An 18168-nucleotide genomic window follows, 5' to 3' on the forward strand; every position below is an offset into this window, starting at 1 on the left:
TCCCCCAGTCCGAGAAACACCACGCACCCCAGTTCACCTCAGACGGCACGCCTGCGCCTGTCACCGCGCGCAGGCAACCGAGCCGGCGGCAGAATGTCACCCATGACAGACACGCTCACGATCACCGTCATCGAGCCCGAGGAGCTCGCGCCCGTGGGGCGCCTGGGGGAGTGGCTCTTCGCTGAGGGCGCCTCGCTGCGCATGGTGCGTCCCTGGCGGGGCGAACCCATCCCCACCCTGGACGAGATCGGCGACGGACTCGTCGTGCTGGGCGGCTCCATGAGCGCCCACGACGAGGGCGACCACCCCTGGCTGGCGGACCTGCGTGAGCTGCTGCGCGGCGTCGTCGCCGACGACGTCCCCGCCATCGCCATCTGTCTGGGCGCCCAGGTGGCCGCCGAGGCCCTCGGAGGCTCCACGGCCGTGCCGGCACTGGGCAACGACGAAGTCGGCGTCGTCGAGCTGACCATCACGGCCGCCGGCGAGAGCGACCCGATCTTCGGGGCCGTGGCCGCCGAGGCCATCCGCGCCGCCCACCGCGCCGGGATCCCCACCTCCGACGGCACGCGCCTGCCCGTCATTGTCTCCCACCACGACGCCGTCACCCACCTGCCCGAGGCCGCCACCCTGCTGGCCTCCTCCGACCGCTCCCCGGTCCACACCTGGCGGGCCGGCCGGCTCCTGGCCTTCCAACACCACCCCGAGTCCGACCCGGCACGCGTGGCCTACTGGCGCACCCGCGACGCCCTCAACGACCTGGCCGGCACCATGGACGCGGCCTCACTCCAGGCCGCCCGCGACGCCCTGGAGGTGGCCGCCGGCCGGAGCGCTGCGCCGGGCGCCGCCGGAACCCACGGGGCCACGGCCGCCGACCTGCCCGAGGCGGCCGCGAGCGCCGGGGCCGCTGCCCGCGAGGATGCCGAGAGGGTCGACCCCGCCATCCAGGCCTTCGGCCGCAGCCTGGCCCGCGTCCTCGTGCGCAACGTGCGCGCCCGCCGCCTGTCGCGCTGAGCCGGCACGCGCACGGCCGCCGGGCTCACTGATGCTCGGCGGCCTCCCTGCGGCTCCGGCGCCAGCAGATGAACAGGGACAGGAAGGCAGCGAGCTGCAAGCCGATCAGGATCGTGCTGCCCATGGTGAATGCGATCAGCCTGGACGTCGGTATGTACTCGCCCGCGAGGAGCTTGTTCACCATATTCATAGAAGATGGCAGAAAGAGGACAAGGAGCATGCCACTCGTTGCCACGAGCACCGAGAGGGACCCGAGCAGTGGCCTGGGTGCTTTCTCCTGGGCAGCGCGCTTCGTGTCGTCAGGCATGGTTCATACCTCCTCGGCGTCGATGATAGCGTAGGCGTAGCCCTGCTCGGCCAGGAAGCGCTGCCGGTGGGCGGCGTACTCCTGGTCGGCGGTGTCGCGGGCGACCACCGTGTAGAAGTGGGCCTGGCGGCCGTCCTCCTTGGGGCGCACGATCCGGCCGAGCCGCTGGGCCTCCTCCTGGCGCGAGCCGAAGGAGCCCGAGACCTGGATCGCGACGCTCGCCCCGGGCAGGTCGATCGAGAAGTTCGCGACCTTGGAGACCACGAGCGTGCGGATCTCCCCGCAGCGGAAGGCGTCGTAGAGGCGCTGGCGCTCGCGCACCGTCGTCGAGCCCGTGATGACGGGGGCGTCCAGGTGCTCGGCGATCTCGGTGAGCTGGTCCACGTACTGGCCGATGACCAGGGCCGACTCGCCCTCATGGCGGGCCAGGAGGGCGTCAATGATCGGCAGCTTGCGCGGTGAGCAGGCGGCCAGGCGGTAGCGTTCGTCGGGCTCGGCGGTCGCGTAGGCCATGCGCTCGCCGGCGTCGAGCGTCAAGCGCACCTCGGTGCAGATCGCCGGGGCGATCCAGCCCTGGTTCTCCAGGTCCTTCCAGGGGGCGTCGTAGCGCTTGGGGCCGATGAGGCTGAAGACCTCGTCCTCACGGCCGTCCTCGCGCACGAGGGTCGCCGTCAGGCCCAGGCGGCGGCGCGCCTGCAGATCCGCGGTCATGCGGAAGATCGGGGCGGGCAGGAGGTGGACCTCGTCGTAGACGATGAGCCCCCAGTCGTGGGAGTCCAGCAGGTCCAGGTGCGGGTAGACGCCCTTGCGGCGAGTGGTGAGCACCTGGTAGGTGGCGATCGTGACGGGGCGGACCTCCTTGCGCGAGCCGGAGTACTCGCCGATCTCCTCCTCGGTCAGGGAGGTGAAGCGGATGAGCTCCTCCTTCCACTGACGCGCCGAGACCGCGTTGGTGACCAGGATGAGCGTCGTCGTCGAGCTCTTGGCCATGGAGGCGGCGCCCACGAGAGTCTTGCCGGCCCCGCACGGCAGGACGACCACGCCCGAGCCCCCCGCCCAGAAGCTCTCCACCGCCTCGCGCTGGTAGGGGCGCAGCTGGAAGGTGTCGGGGGAGTCGGTCAGGGTGATGGGGTGGGCCTCGCCGTCGACGTAGCCGGCCAGGTCCTCAGCCGGCCAGCCCAGCTTGATGAGCACCTGCTTGAGGTGACCGCGCTCGGAGGGATGGACGATAACGTCGGCCTCCCCGAGCCGTGTCCCCAGCAGGCCCTTGGTGCGCTTGGAACGCATGACCTCCTCCAGGACCGGCACGTCGGTGGCGTGCAGGACCAGGCCGTGGGCGGGGTCGGTGAGCAGCTGAAGGCGGCCGTAGCGGCTCATCGTCTCGGCGATCTCGGTGAGCAGGGCGTGCGGCACCGGGAAGCGCGAGTAGGTGATGAGGGTGTGGACGACCGTCTCCGCATCCAGGCCCGCGGCGCGCGCGTTCCACAGGGCCAGCGGCGTGATCCGGTAGGTGTGGATGTGCTCGGGGGCGCGCTCCAGCTCGGCGAAGGCGGCGATGGCGCGGCGGGCCTGCCCGGCCTGGGGGTGGGCGACCTCCAGGAGAACGGACTTGTCGGACTGGACGATGAGCGGGCCGTCGGGGGCCGAGGGGGCCGGGGACGCAGGATCGCTGGGCGTAGCGGACATGGGCGGGAGTATCCCAAGCCGGGGCGCCGGGTGCCGTGACGGAGGAGACGTTCCTCTTCCAGCGGGAGCGGCTGTTTCGGGCGGGAGGGGTGGGCCGGGCTGGCCTCATGCCTGGGCGCGAGTGCAGTTGACAGCGCTCAACCAACAGTGACGACACATCAATTCGCGTCATGACCGCGCAAGCGCAGCTGACGGCCCAGATCCTGGGGTCCTGCGGCGGCGCGCGAGCCGTGGGGCGCGAGCCCGAGCCCCGGAGGCGGGTCGGAAGGTGCTACAAGGGGCCAGGAAGGGGTGACATCTGCGGGATCGTGTCCAAATCTGTGACAAAGGCGCGAGACGGACTCCAGCCTGCGAAAGAAAACCGCATGATTCTGCGGTTCGCGTTGCTGGCCTCAGGGGCGGTCGGGTCCCTTTGTCACCGATTTGGACACCGACGCCCTTCATCCCCGCTACCCGCCCTGTCCGTGAGCTGGTCGGGGGCGTATTTTGGTGCGGATGAGCCCTTCTGCCTCTACCCAGGACCTCGCCGTGCACCTGACGGCGCTGCCGGACCGCGAGGTCGCCGCCCTGCTGGTGGCGCGCCCGGACCTGGCCGCGCCGCCGTCCTCCTCCTTCTTGGCGCTGGCGACTCGCGCGGGGGCTCCGGGCAGCATCGAGCACGCCCTGGCCGGGCTGGATGCACCGACGCTGGCCGTGGCCGAGGCGGTGGTGGCTCTCAACCGACCCGATGGGTCGGGGGAGGACAACGGAGCCGGGTCGACCGAAGCAGCCGAGCACGGGCGGGCCGATGGAGCCGGTGGAGCCAGTGGTGAACCGGCCGGCGGCGCGCCCCTCGGCGATCCCGCAGACAATCCAGTTGCCCCGGACAGCCTGGGCAGCGTTGACCTGGCCGGGCTGGTCGCCGCTCACCTCCCACTGCCCGCTGAGCAGGTCACCGAGGCGCTGGGGCACCTGCGCCGGCTGGCACTCGTCATCGAGGGCAAGCCCGTGGCCGCACTCGAGGCGGCCTTCGGGCCGCACCCCTTCGGCCTGGGGCCCTGGGCCGCCGAGCCGGTGAGCGCCGAACAGCTGCCACCCACCCTGGAGGAACTGAGCGAGCACTCGCCCAGCGGAGCCGGCGGTAAGCCAGTCATCCCGGCGGCCTCCGTGGAGATGCTCCAGGCCCTCACCTGGGGGCCACCCGCCGGCACCCTGCGCGCAGGCGGCACCGCACCGGGCGCGGCCCCGCTCATCGACCGCGGCTGGCTGGAGCGCAGCAGCGATGCCCACGGGCGCACCCGCTTCATCCTGCCGCGCCAGGTCGCCCTCGCCCTGCGCGGCGGCCGCCTGACCCGCGAGCCCCTCACCGCCCCCGAGGTCGGCGACCTGGAGACGGTGGGCGCCGACGTCGTCGCCTCCGAGGCCTCCTTCCACGCCGAGGAGGCCGTCCGGCTCGTGGCCGCCCTCCTGGAGGAGTGGGGCCGCGAGGGCGGGACGATTCGCCGCACCGGCGGAGTGAGCGCGCGCGCCCTGGCCCGCACCGCCGACGCCCTGGGCCTGGAGGCCGACGCCGCCGCCCGCATCATCGAGATCGCCGCGAGCGCCGGGCTCCTGGGGCTCGACGAGGACGGCGCCGCCTGGGTGCCCTCCTCCCAGGCCGCCGGATGGCTCACCGACAGCCTCCCCCAGCGCTGGGCGCCGCTCGCCCTGGCCTGGTCGGGCAGCGCCCGCACCCCCTGGCTGACGGGCACCCGCGACGACGACGGGACCCTGCGCGCCGCCCTCGGCCCGGACCTGGAGGCCGGGTGGGCGGCGCGACTGCGCGCCCGGGTACTCGCCCTCCTGGGCGACCTCCCGCTGAGGACCAGCGCGACCCCCGCCTTCGTGCGGGCGGCCCTGACCTGGCAGAGCCCCCGGCGCACCATCCCCGGCGGAGCGATCTCCGCGGTCCTGGCCGAGGCCGAGACCCTCGGGATCACCGGCGGCGGGGCGCTGACCGAGGCCGGCAGGATCCTTGCCCGGCGGGCGGCGGCGAGCCTCGACGAGCAGGACACCGGACTCAGCGGCGGCCCCGGCGGCCCTACCGCCCCCGGAGACGCCGGCCGCGCCGAGGAGGCGGGCGGCGACGCGCATGCCGAGCCGCTGTCGGACGACGAGGCTCTCACCGCCCTGGAGGCGGCGCTGGCTGCGGACCTGCCTGCCGCCGTCGAGACGATCCTCGTCCAGTCCGACCTCACCGCCATCGTGCCGGGCCGCCCCGCCCCCGAACTGGCCGCGCTGCTGGAGCGCACGAGCGTCGTCGAGTCGCGCGGCGGGGCGCTCACGGTGCGCTTCACGCCTGAGTCGGTGCGCGGCGCGCTCGACGTCGGCTACCGGGCCGAGGAGATCACCCAGGAGATCAGCCGCTACAGTCCTGCGCCCCTGCCGGACTCGCTGAGCGTGCTCGTCCAGGACGCCGCCCGCCACCACGGGGCGGTAAGGGTACGGGCCGTGTCCGCACTGCTGCGGGTCGGCGACGAGGCCACGGCCGCAGGCCTCCTGGCCGAACCGCGTCTGCGGGACCTCGGCCTGGATGAGGTGGCGCCCGGGATCCTCGTGGCCACGGCGAGCGCCGGGCAGGTGCTGCGCGAGCTGCGCGCCACCGGGCTGGCGCCGGTGACCGAGGACGCGAGCGGCCACCTGGTGGTCGGGCCGGCCACCGCGCGGCAGGCCCGCCGGGCCCCCGAGCCGACGCGCCCCGGCAGCGAGCACTCGGTGCGACGACGTCGGCCCGGAAGGCGCGAGCTGACGACCCTCGTGGGGCGGCTGCGCGTGGGGCAGGAGGCACTGCAGGCCGCCGGGGAGGCGGCTGTGGCCACCGACCCGGTGCACGCCCTGGCGGTGCTGCGCCAGGCGCAGTCCTCGCGCTCGCGGCTGCGGCTGAGGCTGGCCGGCCCCGACGGCGCCGTGCAGGAGCGGCAGGTGCGGGTCATGGCCGTGGAGCCCGGGCGGGTGCGCCTGCGCGACGTCGTGCGCGAGACCGAGCTGACCGTGGCCGTCCACCGCATCGTCTCGGTCGAGGCGGGCTGACCGTTCTCTCACTTACCGACAAAATCTTCACAATCGACGCGTATCTGTGTCGATTGTGAAGATTCGGTCGAAGTGTGGGAGGGCGGGCCGGTGTGCTCAGGCCAACCCGCGCGGGCCGGGGCAGTTCCAGGTGCCTCCCCTACACTGGCCGAGTGACCGACACGATCGACTCTCACACCGACGCCTCAGGCGAGCCCGTAACCGGGACCGGCTCGGGTTCTCCGGCGGGCGCCGCCACCGGGGCGCGCACCTCCACAGCGACCCTGGAGCGCCCGGCCCATGCCCCGAGCGCGGCCTCGCCCTCTCCGACGCAGGCCCCCGTGCCCCGCGCCGGTGCCCTGCCGACCCCGGCCGAGCAGGCCCTGGCCGCCAAGGACAAGACCCTCACCTCCCCGGCGGCCGTCGAGCTGGCCCGCCACGCGCTGGAGGAGGTCACCGACCCCATCACCGTCGGCGAGTACGTAGCCGCCGCGCCCGACGCCGAGCGCCTCGTCACCCACCTGTTCGACTGCACCCTGAGCGGCTACCGCGGCTGGCGCTGGGCGGTCACCCTCAGCCGCGTCCCGCGCAGCCGCACCGCCACCGTCTGCGAGGTGGAGCTCCTCCCCGGCGAGGAGGCCCTCCTCGCGCCAGCCTGGGTCCCGTGGGCCGAGCGCCTCGAACCCGGCGACATCACCCGCTCCGACCGCCTGCCCCGCAAGGAGACCGACGAGCGCCTCGAGCCCGGGTGGGAGGCCACTGGTGAGGACGCCGACGCCGTCGCCCTGGACGAGCTCGACCTGGGCCGTCCCCGGGTCCTGAGCGCCCAGGGCGTCGCCAGCGCCGCCGAGCGCTGGTACGGCGGCGACCACGGCCCCGACGCCGAGGGCGTCCGCAAGGCCCACGCCACCTGCTCCACCTGCGGCTTCTTCGTGCCCATGGCCGGCGCCCTGCGCGCCATCTTCGGCGTGTGCGCCAACGAGTGGGCCGCCGACGACGGCAGCGTCGTCTCCCTGGACCACGGCTGCGGCGCCCACTCCGAGACCGACCTACCCGACCAGGGCCCGGAGTGGCCCATCAACCCCTCCCGGGTCAACGACCATCTCATGGTGCCGCTGAGCACCAACGGGCTCGACCTGCGCGAGGGTCGCAGCATCGCCGAGCTCGCCGCCGAGCAGGCCGACGACGTCGACGGCGAGCCGGGTGGTGCCCCCGCCGAGGACGCGGCGGACGTAGCAGGCGCCCCCGGTCAGGGAACCGGTACGGAGTCGCCGGCTCGGGACGCCGACGGCTCGGAGGCTCAGGCCGAGGACGGCGCCGCCGGCACGGATGCCGCGGCGCCCGCGGCCGAGGAGCGCCCGGTGGAGGAGCCCGGAACGAAGACCGGCAAGAAGCCCGCCGCGTCTGAGCAGAGGCCCGCCGCGAGGCGCTCCCGCCGCGCGGCTACCTCGACGCGCCGCCGTCGCACGGCCGACTCGCCGGAGGAGGCCTCCGAGGAGCGCAGCAGCCGCCTGGTGGGGCTCGACCTGGGAGAGCTCGAGAGGGCGGCCGCCGCGGCGTCGGCCTCCTCGGCCCCCGATGCTGCGAGCGCCGCCGAGTCTCTCCAGGCAACCGCGGATCGGCCCTCACCGATCCCCGCCGGTGGCGAGTCCAGTGACACGCCCAGCGAGCGCGCTGCCTCGGCCCGGGCCGCCGTCGCCGACCTGTCCCTCGCGCTCGGGATCGATGCGGCTGCCGGGGAAGTGGAAGAGGAATTGGTTACGAGGCGCTCGGTCTCGGCACCAAGCGCCCGAAGCGCCGACGGTCGCACGGGCGGGACGCCCCAGGAGGAGGCGTTCGGCGTGGAGCCCGAGGACGCGGAGCCCCCGCACGCACCGCGGACCCTCGCCGAGCTCGAGGCCATCCTGCCCAGCCGCTCCTGATACCGCGTCAGCCGCAGCCCGTCATCATGCCTCAGCGAGGCGCTTGGCGGTCGCCAGCACCTCATCGAGCATCGCCTCGGTGAGCCGACCGGTGAATGTGTTCTGCTGGCTGGGGTGGTAGCTGCCGAGCAGCGTCACCGGCCTGCCGTCGGGCCTGGTCAGCTCCGCCGTCGCCCCGTGGCCGAAGCGCGGCTGGGGGCGGGGGAGGCCCCATCCGGCCTCCCGGGTGACCCGCAGCACCGCGCCCCATCCGATCCCGCCCAGCGCCAGCAGCACCTTGACCTCAGGCATGAGGGCGATCTCGCGGGCGAGCCACGGCGCGCAGGTGGCCCGCTCGACGGTCGTCGGCTTGTTGGCCGGCGGGGCGCAACGCACGGCGGCGCCCATGCGCGCCCCGATGAGTTGCTGCCCGTCACCTGCCGCCGTCGAGGTGGGGGACGCCGCCAGGCCCGCCCGGTAGAAGGCCGCCCACAGCCAGTCCCCGGAGCGGTCCCCGGTGAACATGCGGCCGGTGCGGTTCGCCCCATTGGCCGCGGGCGCCAGCCCGACGACGTAGATGCGGGCATCCGCCGACCCGACGCTTGCCACCGGTCGCCCCCAGTACGGCTCATGGGCGAAGGAGGCGCGACGGCCGGTCCTGGCCACCTCCTCACGCCAGGCCACGAGCCGGTCGCAGGCACGGCACACCGTGACCCGGGCATCGAGTGCGAACAGATCCGACGACGAGTCGGCCAGCCCTGCCACGTCGGTGGCCGAGCGGGCCACGGGTGTGGCGGCAGTAGCGGGATCGTCGGGCCATCCGGTCCCGGGAGGGACCGGGGAATCGAAGAACGCTCCGGTGATGGGGTGCGGATCGGCCATGTCCTCATTGTGGACGTGTGGAGAGCAGCGTGGGCCGGCTTCTGTCACCGGTGAAGGGCCGGCCCGCTCATCGCCAGGTGGCCCCGTGGGCGCCGACGGCGAGTCGCATCCCCTTGGGGTCGCGCACGAAACCGACCTGACGCAGGAGGTCGCTCACGGCCGGCTCCAGCGCGGTGACCCCGTTGAGGGACTCCACCACCGTGCGGCGCCTGACCGCCGCGGCCCCCTGGTACGCCAGCATCCGCTGCCTGTCGGCCGCCAGCGCGGCCAGGGCTCGCGCCAGCTCCTCGCGCTCGGAGGTGTAGGAGATGAGGACCTTGAGGTTCTCCGAGGCGTAGAGCACCGGGGCGCCATCCAGCACGACGACGCTCGCCCCCTGGCGCCGGACCGGTGGGCCGCCCGTCTCCTCGCCGTGGCCCCCGGCCGACTCGCCGAGGCCGGCCGGCAGCGCCGGCTCGGGCCAGCTCACCCCGCGTCCGACGAGACAGGCCGGGTCCTTGAGATCGAGCACGACCGGTGTCTCCGCCGCGCTGGCGGGGCCGTGGGTGAGGGACCGCAGCCGGTCAATGCTCTCCCGCTCGGCGAACTGCGCCGGCCCCAGGCCCTCAATGAAACTGCCGCGCAGAATCACCCCGGTCTCCTCCATGCGCCGCAGCACCGGCATGAGGGGCCCGAGCCCTCCTGAAGCGCCGAAGGCCAGGGCGAGGTCGCGGCAGACGACCCCGTAGCGGTCCAGCAGCGACTCCACCTGCGCGATCGCCCGCTCCTCATCGCCGGCTGGTGCGCCAGACAGCCTCACCCAGGAGGTGGAGGACAGAGCGGAGGACAGCCTCCCGGCCGCCGTCACGTCCCCGGCGCGTGGCATCTCCATCATGAGGCGACGGCCCCGGCGGCTGCGCACCCGTCGTGAGGGCGGGGCGGTGCGTGGCCCGGCCGCGGGCACCAGCGCCCGGCGCACCGGCTCGAAGGAGCGGCCCGTGGCGGTTCCCTTACGGACCAGCTGCCAGAGCTCCTCCCCGGTGACTCCCGCCTGCCGACCCGCCGGCGCCTCCGGCTCACCCGGCGCGATCGTCTCCCCGGCGACCGGTGCCAGGGTGGAGTCGGTGGGGAAGAAGGCGATCTCGCCCGGCGCGGGGACGTCGTCGGCCCCGGCCCACGCCCGGGCGGAGCCGGACCGGGACGCGGCATCGCCGACGGGCCGCGCCTGCCAGACGACCTCCCCGGCGGCGATGAGCTCATCGAGCATGGCCGGCCGGTAGTCGACTACGCGCGCGGGCAGCACTACGGACTCCCACAGGCCGGCCGGCAGCCATACGCCCTCCAGCGCCGCCAGGGCCTGCGCCAGGGCGTCGACGCCGCCTCCCGGCTCATCCAGGCCCGCCCGCTCCAGCACGAGACGCTGGAGGGCCGCGGGTGGCACCGGTGCGACGGCGGCCCGCGCCCGGGCCAGGGAGCGGTGGCGTACCCGGGTCAGGACCGCCGGCTCCATCCACCCCGCCGCACCCAGGTCCACGAGGGAACCGGCCCCGGCCAGCTCGGCCAAGGCCCCCTCCGCCACTGCCGCCCCCAGCCCGAAGGCCCGCGCCACGCGCTGCGGTGTCACGGTCGTGTGGGTGCGCGCGTAGCGCAGAACCAGGTCGTTCAGCGGCGAGCGGGCCGCCGCCCTCCGCTCGACCGCTCCACCTGCCCCGACCCGCTCCAGCGCCCAGTCGGGGACCTCCGCTCCCAGGGCCCGCCGTAGAGCCGGGACGTCCTCGACCCGGGCCCACAGCTCCCGCCCGCCGACCCTCACCGCGGTGGCTCGACGAGCCCCGGCCAGCTCGGCGAGCGCCCGCTCGACAGTGTGTGCGGTCTCCCGCTCGACCGCCTGCCCGACTGAGTGCTCGACCGCGCGCTCGACGTCGCCGCCGGCACCGTCCGCGCCGCCGGCCCGTGCGTCCTCCCCCGGATCCCTCCCGCCGACGTCGGTGCACCGCTCAGCCAGCTCGGCCGCGCTCAACGGGCCCAGTTCACGCAGCAGATCGGCGATCTGCTCGGCGTCGGCGCGCACCCGCCGGCCGGGGGCCAGGTGCTGGAGCTCGGCCTCCACCTGGGCCAGGACCTCGTCGTCGAGCAGCTCCGCGACGCCGCCGTCGCCCAGCAGGGCGCCCAGCGCCTTGGGGTCCAGGGAGAGCAGCTGGGCCTGGCGCTCGGCGTGGGGCAGGTCCTCCTGGTAGATGAGGGTGCTCGCGTACCCGAACAGCAGCGGGTGGGCGAAGGGCGACGGCTCACTGGTGACGGCCTCGACGACGCGCACCCGGCCGGAGGCGAGACGCTCCATGAGGTCGGTGAGTGCGGGCAGGTCGTAGTACTGCTGGAGGCACTCGCGCGCCGCTTCCACGCTGACCGGGAAGTCCTGGAACTGGCGGGAGGCCTCGAGCAGCTGGCCGGCCTTGACCCGCTGCAACCACAACGGCGTGCGGCGCCCCGGGCGGGCGGCGGGCATGAGCAGGGCGCGGGCGGCGCACTCGCGGAACCGGGCCGCGAACAGCGCCGTCGTCTCGATCCGGCTGCGCACCAGGGAGGAGATCTCCGCGGCGTCGAAGGTGATGAGCCCGGCCCCCGGGAGGCCGCCCTCAACCGGTGGGATCTGCAGGACAATACCGTCGTCGGCCACGATGGTCTGCGGTCGCACCCCCAGCAGCTGGTGCACCCGCTCCCGGATCGCCATCGCCCAGGGCTCGTGGACGCGCCGACCCAGCGTGCTGTGGACGATGACCCGCCAGCTGCCGGACTCGTCCTCATAGCGCTCCAGGACCAGGGTCTCATCCGTCGGCAGGGCGCCGGTGGCCCGGTACTGCTCGCGCAGCAGCGCCAGCAGGTTGGCGCGGGCATGATCATCCAGCCCCGCCTCCGTGAGCCGGCTCCGCAGTGCCCGCTCGCCCTCCGACTCCCCGGCCCCCGCCTCCGACGGCAAGGAGCTCTGCGCCTCACGCAGGAAGACGCCCTTGGCGAGCCCGGTGGCCGCAGGTCTGCCCAACCCCTCGCCCTTCCAGAACGGCAGACGGGCGCTGCGTCCCTCAGCCGGATCCACGACGACGCGGTCCCCCGTGATCTGGCGGATCCGCCAGCTCGACGTTCCCAGCGTGATGACGTCGCCCGGGCTGGATTCGTGCACCATCTCCTCATCGAGCTCCCCGACCCGCCGCCGCCCGGCGTCCTGCGCCCCCTCGGGCAGGACAACGGGGAACATGCCCCGGTCCGGGATCGTGCCCGAGGACGCCACCGCCAGCCGCTGCGTGCTGGGCCGGGCGCTGAGCTCACCGGTGGCGCGGTCCCACACGATCCGCGGCGAGAAGTCCGCCAGGTCCGCCGAGGCGAAGCCGCCGGCCAGCAGCTCCAGGACCGAGTCGAAGGCCGAGCGCGGCAGCGAGGAGTAGGGGGCCGCCCTTCTGACAGTGGAGAACCATGCGTCGGCCGTCAGCCCCTCCGCCACACTCACCGCGGCGACCGTCTGCTGGGCCAGCACGTCCAGGGCGTTGGAGGCCAGCTCCGTGCGCTCGATCGCCCCGGCGCGCATCCCCTCGGCGGCGACGACGGCGTCCACCAGGTGAGTGCGCTCCACGGGATAGATGACGCCGCGCGGCCGCCCGCCCACCCGGTGCTCGGCGCGCCCCACCCGCTGCAGGCCCGCCGCGACCGACGGCGGCGGCGCCACCTGGAGCACGAGGTCGACCGAGCCGATGTCGATGCCGAGCTCGAGCGAGGCCGTGGCCACCACGCACCTCAGCTCCCCCGCGGCCAGCTCCCGCTCCACACCCAGACGCTGCTCCTTGGAGACCGACCCGTGGTGGGCCTTGGCGATCACCGGGGCGCCCGCCGCCAGAGCCTCGGTGTGCGAACCGGTTCCCATCTCCCAGGACTCCCGGTGAACCGGCGCCTGCGGCGTCGGCGCCGCCGTCCCGAGACGCGCGGCGTAGGCCTCGTTGAGGTGCGCGGTGAGTCGCTCGCAGGCGCCCCGGGAGTTGACGAAGACCAGCGTCGTGCGGTGGGCCAGGACCTGGTCGAGGATCGCGTTCTCAAGATGCGGCCAGATCGAGGCCGACACCCGGGCGGGCACCCCCGCACCGGGCCCGTCAGCCCGCCCCGCCGCCATGGCCCGGCCCAGCGCCTTATCGGAGCGCCAGGCCTGCGAGGACCCCGCCCGCCCGAGCCCGGAGGGCTGGGCGCCGCAGCCGCCGCCCGCACTCGCGGGTGCTGCTAGCGCCCGCTCCATCCGGGTGCGCCGGTCCGAGATCGCCGGGATACGGGCCATGTTCTCCACCGGTACGGCCACCGTGACCTCCGGCGTCGCCCGGCCGTCGTCGGCAATGATCGTCACCGGGTGCGGCCCGCCGAGGAAGCGGGCGACCTCCTCCGGCGGCGAGACGGTGGCGGACAGGCCGATGCGCTGCGCCGGGCGCCCCAGGAGGTCATCGAGTCTCTCCAGGGACACGGCCAGGTGCGTGCCGCGCTTGGAACCGGCGAAGGAGTGGATCTCGTCGACGATGACCGTCTCCACCGTCCGCAGCGTCTCCCGCACGGCGCTGGTGAGCATGAGGTAGAGCGACTCCGGCGTCGTGATGAGGATGCTGGGCGGGTGGCTGCGCAGCCGACGACGCTCCCGCGCGGGCGTGTCCCCCGAGCGCACCCCCACCGAGATCGGGCGGGTGGGGCCGACGGCGGCGATCCCCGCCAGCGGCCGGCGCAGGTTGCGCTCCACGTCCGCTCCCAGAGCCTTGAGCGGAGAGATGTAGAGGACCCGCACGCCGTCGGTTGGCTCCGGGCGCTCGCGGGCCTCCTCGCCGGCGTCGAGCCGACCCAGGCGATCGATGGCGGACAGGAAGGACGCGAGCGTCTTGCCCGAACCGGTGGGGGCGATGACCAGGGCGTTCTCACCCCGGCCGATCGCGGCCCAGGCCCGCTCCTGCACGGTGGTGGGCCCGGTGGGGAAGGCGTCGAGGAACCAGGTGCGGGTGGTCGGGGAGAATCCCGCCCAGCCCGGTCTGTGCGCGCTGGCCGCCGCGGCGTCGTTGCTGCTGCTCGATGTTGTGCCCGCAGCCATGCTCGATCACCCCCGTTCGCCTTGTGGCTTCAGTGACCATCCTTCCACGAGGGTGTGACAGCAATCCGCGCGTCTTCATCGCGCCGACCGGCTCGCTGCGCGGAGCTGACAAGGCCTGCGGCAGCGGTGGGAGAGCAGCCCCGTCTCCGTTCACCCACCGCCACCGCAGGGGACTGGGTCAGGACTCCTCGGTGGGGGAGCTTTCGGAGTCGGGCTCGCCGACCCGGGCGTCGGAGTCGTGAGAGGCGCCGGCGTTACCGGCCGTGAGGGGCGCTGAGGCCTCGTCCGCCACCTGGTCCTTCTTGCCCCGCTTGATGACGGCGAAGGACGCGCCCAACGCGGCCAGTAGCACGATCCCTCCACCAACCAGCCACAGCGGGCTGAGGTCACGGGACTCCTTGGCCTTGGCCTGGGAGCCCGAGTCGCCGTCGTCGGCGGAGATCGTCTTCATGATCCAGTCGTGCTGCTCGGCCAGGGGAGCGCATGTGAAGTGGCTGGAGGAGGTGGCTTCGGGATTGCTCTCGTCAATGCTCGCAGTGAGGACCGCCGCCACCTTGTCCCCGGTGAACACCGGGCCGCCGGAGTCCCCCGGCTGGGTCTTGGCGCCGTTGCGGAGGTCGACGCTCAGGGACTGCTTGCCCTCGAAGAGGGTGAAGTCCGCGGTGCCCGTGATGCTTCCGGTCGCCTTGGGCAGCGTCTTGGTGCCGCCTGAGCCGTCGGAGGACCAGCCGTAGACCGTTACCTCACCGGAGGAGGGGACCGTGTCAGCGATCTTGGGGTAGCTGGCGAGCTTCATGTCCTCCGTGGTGTGCATGAGCGCGATGTCGCCGGCGGGGGCCTTCTCCCACCGGTCGACGTTGACGACGCGCTGCTTGTCGCCCTGGCCGATGCGCACGGAGGACCCGGAGGCCTTAGGGGAGTTCTCGACGCAGTGCCGGGCGGTCACCACCCACCGTGGGGCGATCGCGGTGCCGGTGCAGTTGCCGTTGGGATCGCCCTCGCTGCCGATCTTCTCGGAGACGACGGCGTAACTGGTGGCGTCGTCGGCCCCGGCCGTGTCGGGACTCATGAGTGCGTGCGCCGCGCCTGCTGGAAGGAGCGCGAGGGCGGTGACGGCGAGCAGGCCGTGGGCGCGCACGAGCGAGCGGGGGAGGTGAAGACGGTGCGGAAGCGGCTGGGGGGCCGGGATCGTGGCGGTGGGTGACATGGTGTTCTCCTCTGACCTGAGCGGCGGTGCGGTGTGTGGGATGAAGGCGTTCGTGCGGGTTCCGGTGTGAGTTTGGGGCGGTGGTGGTTCAGGTGAGTCCGGGAATCGTCCGGCCGGGACGGTTCTGGTCGGTGGCGGTTCGGACGAGCCGTCGCAGCGCCCACTCCAGGGGGCCGTGGTCGAACCTCAGGCGGATGATCGTGGCCAGCGCCAGGGTGAACAGGATCGTGGCGGTTCCCAGGACCGGCATGCGCAGTGGGGCGTCGTCGGTGAGGAAGTGACCGGCGCTCAGGACGTGACAGACGTAGACGGTCAGGGACATCGAGCCCATGGCCTGGAGCGGGAGGACCAGCCGGCCCGCCCAGCCGGTGCGGGTCCCTCTGTGGGCCAGGAGGCACAGGGAGACGATGGCCAGGGCCCCGGCCGCCGTCGTGACGAGGTCGATCAGCGCCCCGGAGTGGGTGACCGGATCGATGAGCATCATGGGGATGATGACGCTCAGCTTGTCGGAGGAGACCGCGGCGACGACGTCGATGGTGTTGCGTGCCACGGCTCCGGCGACGGCGAGGGGCAGGCCGACGGCGACCGTGAGGGCCTGGGCCCGGGCGCTGCCCACAATGAAACGGTGGGCGAGTACCCCGATGAGCATGTAGCTCGCCCAGGCGAAGGCCGGGTAGGCCCCGGCCAGTGCCTGTGAGGGCACCCCGACGGTGGCGTCGAGGACGTGGCAGACCGCGGAGAGGATGATCGTCCACGTGAGGACGACCATGAGCGTGCGGGCGTGCCAGCGCGGTGCGCAGGCCAGGGCGATGTAGCAGATGCCGAAGGCCGTGAGCACCACGTTGATGGTGCCGGCGAAAGGCGTGATCATCTCGCCCAGAACAATGAGAATGGCGCCGCGGACGATGATCCCGTGACGTGATGCCGCCAGCGCCGCCCCTCCCTCACGGACCCCGCGCGATCCCATGATGGACAGCGATATGCCGGCCAGCACGGCGAACAGCGCGGAGGGGAACCCGCGAACGATCTCTGCCGGCCACCCCTCAGGCTCCATGAGGTGGGCCACCACCATGCCGATCAGTGCCAGGGCGCGGGCGATATCGAGCCCGATGATGCGCCGGCGAGGCGGGGAGGGCGTCGTCGTCGGCGCTGTCGGTGAGGTACCCGATGGCCTGCTGGGCACAGCCTCCTCGGGCGGCGTGCTCGACGTCGTCGGACAGCCTGTCGGTGGTTCGAATGAGCCGGTTACGTGCACGGGACAGGACCCTAGGGGCGTTGCTGTTGTGACGGTGTAAATAGTTCTGCCGGCTTCGATGACGCGTCGTGTTGTCGTGGGGCAACCGTCGGGTTTCGCTCAGCGCGTGATGATCTGGAAGAATGCCGCCGTGAGCACACGTACCCCGACGAAGTCCTCATCTTCGTCCTCGCCCAGTCAGGTCTCCCGACTGGATCGGTTCTTCCACATCACTGAACGCGGTTCGAGCATCTCCCGAGAGATCCGTGGCGGCATCGTCACCTTCTTCTCGATGAGCTACATCCTCGTCCTCAACCCCGCGATCCTGTCCAAGGCGAGCCCTCCAGGAACCGAGGCCCAGCTCGCCGCCGGCACCGCCTTCGTCGCCGCAGTCATGACGATCCTCATGGGCGTTGTCGCCAACTACCCGATGGCCCTGGCCGCGGGCCTGGGGATCAACGCGATGGTCGCCTACACCCTCGTGGGCACCCAGGGCATGACCTACGCCGACGCCATGGGCCTCGTCGTCATCGAGGGCGTCATCATCCTCGCCCTGGTGCTCACCGGTTTTCGGGAGGCCGTCTTCAAGGCCGTCCCGGACCAGCTCAAGACCGCGATCTCGGTGGGCATCGGCCTGTTCATCGCACTCATCGGTCTGGTGGACGCCAAGATGGTGCGCCGCGGCGGTACCCCCCTGGAGCTGGGCCTGGGCGGCTCCCTCCAGGGCTGGCCGGTCCTCGTCTTCCTCTTCGGGCTCTTCCTCATGGTGGTGCTCCACGTGCGCAAGGTCCGCGGCGCCATCCTCATCGGCATCGCCTCGGCCACGGTCCTGGCCATTGTCATTGACGCCTTTGCCCACCTGGGCCCCTTCAACGACGACCCGGAGAAGGGTGCCCTCAATCTCACCGGCTGGTCCCTGTCGGAGCCGCACCTGGACGGCTTCCCGGTGGACCTGCCGAGCCTGTCCACGCTGGGCCACTTCAGCCTGCTGGGCAGCCTCCACAAGGTCGGGATCGTCTCGGTGATCCTCCTGGTCTTCTCCCTGCTGCTGGCCGACTTCTTCGACACGATGGGCACCATGGTCGCCATCGGCGCCGAGGGCGACCTGCTCGACGAGCACGGCAACCCGCCCAAGACGCGCGAGATCCTTGTCGTCGACTCCCTGGCTGCCATTGCTGGTGGTCTTGGGGGCGTCTCCTCCAACACCTCCTACGTGGAGTCCGCCGCGGGCGTGGGGGAGGGGGCTCGCACGGGCCTGGCCTCCGTGGTCACCGGCTTTATGTTCGCCCTGTCCATGTTCTTCGCGCCGCTGGTCAAGATGGTCCCCTACGAGGCGGCCACCCCGGCACTCGTGGTGGTCGGTTTCCTCATGATGATGCAGGTGACCGACATCGACTGGAAGTCCCCGGAGATCGCCCTGCCGGCCTTCCTGACCATCATCATGATGCCCTTCTCCTACTCGATCACCAACGGGATCGGGGCCGGCTTCGTGTCCTACCTGGTCGTCGAGGTGGCTCAGGGGAGGGCGCGGAGGATCCACCCGCTCATGTGGGTGGCCTGCGCGATGTTCGTCATCTACTTCACCCTCGCCCCGATCAAGGCGATCCTCGGCGTCTCCTGAGGAAGGGTCGGCGGCCTCCGGCGCTGCCGCCGGAGGCCGCCCCTCATTGGGTGATGACGGTGTGGACACTCCGGAGCCTGTGGGCGGCATTCCGCGCCTCTTAGCCTCGCTAACCTCGCGCCTCGCGTTCGTAGGGTAGGTCGCGCGTTCGTAGGGTAGCCCTCACGTTCGTACACTGAACCCCCGAACACGAGGCATAAGGTACGAAC

At 72.8% G+C, this 18168-nt stretch carries 10 protein-coding genes; 4 read left to right on the forward strand and 6 right to left on the reverse strand.

What is annotated here, in order from left to right:
• Positions 1 to 102 precede the first annotated feature (102 nt).
• A complete protein-coding gene (locus HMPREF2883_RS01255) occupies positions 103 to 1011 on the forward strand; it encodes a type 1 glutamine amidotransferase (RefSeq protein WP_070658469.1) in 909 nt (302 codons plus the stop codon).
• Positions 1012 to 1036: 25 nt separating this feature from the next.
• Here the strand turns inward: HMPREF2883_RS01255 and HMPREF2883_RS01260 are convergent, their stop codons facing one another.
• Both HMPREF2883_RS01260 and HMPREF2883_RS01265 read right to left on the reverse strand, forming a co-directional pair.
• On the reverse strand, positions 1037 to 1318 hold the full coding sequence (locus tag HMPREF2883_RS01260) for a hypothetical protein (protein WP_141758982.1): 282 nt from the start codon (positions 1316 to 1318) through the stop codon (positions 1037 to 1039).
• A 3-nt stretch (positions 1319 to 1321) separates the two neighbouring features.
• Complete coding sequence (locus HMPREF2883_RS01265) at positions 1322 to 3004, reverse strand: DNA repair helicase XPB (protein ID WP_070658470.1); 1683 nt, start codon at positions 3002 to 3004, stop codon at positions 1322 to 1324.
• 495 nt (positions 3005 to 3499) lie between these two features.
• Between HMPREF2883_RS01265 and HMPREF2883_RS01270 the strand changes: the two genes are divergently transcribed.
• Together HMPREF2883_RS01270 and HMPREF2883_RS01275 are read left to right on the forward strand one after the other, a co-directional pair.
• On the forward strand, positions 3500 to 6052 hold the full coding sequence (locus HMPREF2883_RS01270) for a helicase-associated domain-containing protein (protein ID WP_256277271.1): 2553 nt from the start codon (positions 3500 to 3502) through the stop codon (positions 6050 to 6052).
• 152 nt (positions 6053 to 6204) lie between these two features.
• Positions 6205 to 7953 carry a DUF3027 domain-containing protein gene (locus HMPREF2883_RS01275; protein ID WP_070658474.1) on the forward strand — a complete coding sequence of 583 codons (1749 nt, stop codon included), beginning with the start codon at positions 6205 to 6207 and terminating at the stop codon, positions 7951 to 7953.
• Between the two features lie 24 nt (positions 7954 to 7977).
• On the opposite strand, the gene HMPREF2883_RS01280 is transcribed toward HMPREF2883_RS01275, so the two are convergent.
• The 4 genes from HMPREF2883_RS01280 to HMPREF2883_RS01295 all read right to left on the reverse strand — a co-directional run bounded on the left by HMPREF2883_RS01280 (position 7978) and on the right by HMPREF2883_RS01295 (position 16287).
• Entirely contained in the window at positions 7978 to 8814 is an 837-nt protein-coding gene (locus HMPREF2883_RS01280; protein ID WP_070658476.1) for a uracil-DNA glycosylase, read from the reverse strand.
• 67 nt (positions 8815 to 8881) lie between these two features.
• Positions 8882 to 13897 (reverse strand): DEAD/DEAH box helicase, encoded by a 5016-nt coding sequence (locus HMPREF2883_RS01285; RefSeq protein WP_070658479.1) that lies wholly within the window; start codon positions 13895 to 13897, stop codon positions 8882 to 8884.
• Between the two features lie 178 nt (positions 13898 to 14075).
• A complete protein-coding gene (locus HMPREF2883_RS01290) occupies positions 14076 to 15104 on the reverse strand; it encodes a trypsin-like serine protease (RefSeq protein WP_070658482.1) in 1029 nt (342 codons plus the stop codon).
• A gap of 88 nt (positions 15105 to 15192) precedes the next feature.
• Entirely contained in the window at positions 15193 to 16287 is a 1095-nt protein-coding gene (locus tag HMPREF2883_RS01295; protein WP_075371312.1) for a DUF418 domain-containing protein, read from the reverse strand.
• Positions 16288 to 16468: 181 nt separating this feature from the next.
• Between HMPREF2883_RS01295 and HMPREF2883_RS01305 the strand changes: the two genes are divergently transcribed.
• Positions 16469 to 17959 (forward strand): NCS2 family permease, encoded by a 1491-nt coding sequence (locus tag HMPREF2883_RS01305; protein WP_176747107.1) that lies wholly within the window; start codon positions 16469 to 16471, stop codon positions 17957 to 17959.
• Positions 17960 to 18168: the final 209 nt, after the last annotated feature.

Source organism: Actinomyces sp. HMSC075C01 (genome assembly GCF_001812965.1).
GTDB classification, from domain to species: domain Bacteria; phylum Actinomycetota; class Actinomycetes; order Actinomycetales; family Actinomycetaceae; genus Actinomyces; species Actinomyces acetigenes.